The sequence below is a fragment of the Natronorubrum halalkaliphilum genome (assembly GCF_009834785.1).
GTDB classification, from domain to species: Archaea; Halobacteriota; Halobacteria; order Halobacteriales; family Natrialbaceae; genus Natronorubrum; species Natronorubrum halalkaliphilum.
Map to the genome: position 1 here is coordinate 1 of NZ_WUYX01000025.1, position 2,930 is coordinate 2,930.

The 2,930-nt window shown below is 47.2% G+C and carries 2 protein-coding genes; both read right to left on the reverse strand.

Features of this window, described 5'->3' with window-relative positions:
• Window positions 1-94: 94 nt before the first annotated feature.
• Window positions 95-2,530, reverse strand: a complete 2,436-nt coding sequence (locus GS429_RS06970) for a restriction endonuclease (protein WP_160064025.1) — start codon at window positions 2,528-2,530, stop codon at window positions 95-97.
• Between the two features lie 147 nt (window positions 2,531-2,677).
• Entirely contained in the window at window positions 2,678-2,833 is a 156-nt protein-coding gene (locus GS429_RS06975) for a hypothetical protein (protein WP_160064027.1), read from the reverse strand.
• Between the last annotated feature and the right edge of the window lie 97 nt (window positions 2,834-2,930).

Genomic DNA, 2,930 nt, shown 5'->3' on the forward strand with positions numbered 1-2,930 from the left:
CTTCGCCGAGTCGTCAGCAGCAATGAGATGATCTCACGGGCTCACGCTGTGCCGGCTGTCGAGACCTCGGGGTAAACACATACAACCAGAATATTCATACTGAGGGTAGAAGTTCTGACCGGGAAAGTCGATCGACGAGATCAGTGCCATCGATGAGATCTAACCCTTCGCCAAACTCATTGGCATACTCAACTGCAGAATCTGTGAATTCTGCACTTGTTACGACCACGACGCGGTCAGCATCGCCTTTAGCGATCACACTAACAAGACGCTGTAGCGTAGGCCGTCCAACGCGGTTACCGCCGTTGTATTGTTTAACCTGGATTGCAACTGTCTCATTCTTATTCGTAGCCCAGACATCGACACCACCATCGTGTGAGACCTGTGTAACCTCCACATCATAGCCTTTATTTCGATAGTAGCTACCCACCAAGCTCTCAAACTCATCCCATGTGTAGGTCGCCAAGTCATCACGTTCCCAACAACCTTCCTCCATAGCAGCAATATCACTGGCAATCGGCCGTAGGACGTTCGGATAACACTCGGTCAAGGCCATTTCCACGGCGTCTCGCCAAGCTGGTTCGTCAACTGAAGGATGAGAATGGTCGACTCGGTCAAGAAAGTTTAACACGGAGGTTGCGTTCTGGTGGATCTCTTCGACATCGTCGAGATAGTTCTCTAACTCTTCAGCGCTATCGTCGGAGGCAGCCTCAAAGGACGCGGTTATGTCCGTTTCAAGAGCATCAAACGGTGTGCCGGAATGAGTTTGAGCGCTCAGTTGTATTCGCTCGCGTAGCTCCTTAGCCCGGTCTTGGACGTCGCGATAGCGTTCTTGGCGTTCGATCCCGCATTCGCGCTCCTCGAGCTCGGTACGAACGGATTTTAGATGAGACCGATAGTCAGTAACCTCTCTATCGGTTGCGACGGATGAGATCGGTACGATTTCCACGTCCTCATCAGCAATGTTGAGGGGCTGGGCCCGTCGGTTGAGTTCCTTCTGAAACTCCCGAAGGTTTTCATATTCTTTCTTCGCTTGCTCCCAGGCGTTGACTGATTCCTCAAGCGTAGACAGATCTGCTTTGACGGATTTGAGATATGCGCGATATTCGGCAGCATCTTCGTCCTTTACCTGATAATCTTTGATCCTCATCTCTGCATCTATAGCCCCGAACGGCTGCGCTCGTCGCTGAAGCTTTTCCTGGCGTTCTTTGAGGGTCTCGTACGCCTTTGTAACAATGCGATATTGTTCGATTTCTTTACCGATTTGGGTCAGCTCTGAGTGGACACGATCAATGTGCTTTAGCGCTGCAGCTGGCCCATCGGTTACATCTGGGTTACAGGTTTCTACATCAACATCGACGACAATGTCTGGAGGTGCTGCCTCCTTGATAATCTCATGTCGGTGTTTTGCAGCTTGATATTTTTCCTGAGCTTCTTGGTAGGAGTCGATGTACGTCTCGAGATAAGTCTCCAAATTTGCAGTAGGTGAGACAAGCCCCATGAGCGCGACGGTGGCAAACATTGATCCTAAAACGAGTGAAGGCCAAGTGCCGGAAGTCGATCCTGTGCTAAAAAAGGTAATTATCCAGTCACTGATAGCGATGATAACAAGAACGGCACCTATGAATGGTTTAACTTCATTTGATACTCTTCCGAACCAAATGAGGGAGATTATTCCAACCAGACCGATCAAGACAAGTAACACGGCCACGATATCAACTACTGAGCCGATTGTATTTCCAAGAGTATACTTAGATAATACAAGAATTAGTCCACCGACAACGCCGACTATCCCACCTACTGCCAGCTGGGTGATCCCGGAATGAATGGCTATGCTGAAAAGCGTCCCGTCCAGTTGGTTTGTCGCTGATTCAGGTAATTCATGGTACATCATACCCGCACCTGCCCCTACTCCGATAGCAAATACGACTATAAATAATAGATATCCAATAAATGTGTTAGCAACGCTAAAAATACTGAGAGGATTGGTAGAAATTGTAGTGAAACCATCGGCAAGCAAAGCCAATAACGGAATCCAGAGTATACAGGTTACAAAAGGAATAATTTGATAAGTTCTTCTGAACCTCCTCGTCGAAAAAACATCTTCAAGATTGTAGTTCATTTGTTCGCCGCCTTCATGAACCAAATATACCTGGAATTCATCTACATGGCACTCATGCACTTCGGTGAGGAAATCCCGAGTGATCTCGGTTGCATGGTCTGGAGTAAGTATGTCTCCTTCAGCAATCAGAGACCCTACGTCATCGCGGGATAATCCAATCCAATCACTATTACGGTCGGCACTGACGTTGCGAGTTGTTTCTAACCCCTTTGCCCTGAAAAATCGTTCTTGCTCCCTGAACTTTTCAGCAGGTAGTGTATGCAAACAGTCGAATCGACCGACAGAAGCCCGGAGTATTGGGGAAGCCTGGCCTTTGACTTCAACGAACCAGGATCCACTACACCGAGACTCATAGAGCTCTGTAAAAGCAGATCGCAAATCATCGAATATGATTTTAGACTCAGTCATACGATATGTGATTAGTTTAGTAGATAATAATCACTTTCATCCAATATAACATAGCCTGGGAACGGTAGGCTGGTTCCACAGCTTCAGAACCTGCAAGTATTTCTCTGAGAAGTAGGCCTATGTCCGCGTATCTCAGAAACTGGAACTCTATTCTTGCTCTTCAACGTCATGCCAGCGAATGGATATTGGATTTTCTTGGCTTGCTGATCCAATATCAGAAATGTAATCGTCTGTCAATATTATGTTGTTTGCAATATAGGTGGAATCTCCCGTCGAGAATTCCAGATCCACAGCTGAGTTCATAATTATTTCAGCATCAGTACTTCACAAAGCCGTTAGTTGAGAAGTCCGCTTGTTGAGTTGTGTCCAGCAATCAGCAACAAGCGGACAGTGAAATCCA

Excerpts from the sequence above, each read along its gene's own strand:
- GS429_RS06975 (WP_160064027.1), bottom strand. The coding sequence starts at position 2,833 with ATGAACTCAGCTGTGGATCTGGAATTCTCGACGGGAGATTCCACCTAT.
- GS429_RS06970 (WP_160064025.1), bottom strand. The coding sequence starts at position 2,530 with ATGACTGAGTCTAAAATCATATTCGATGATTTGCGATCTGCTTTTACA.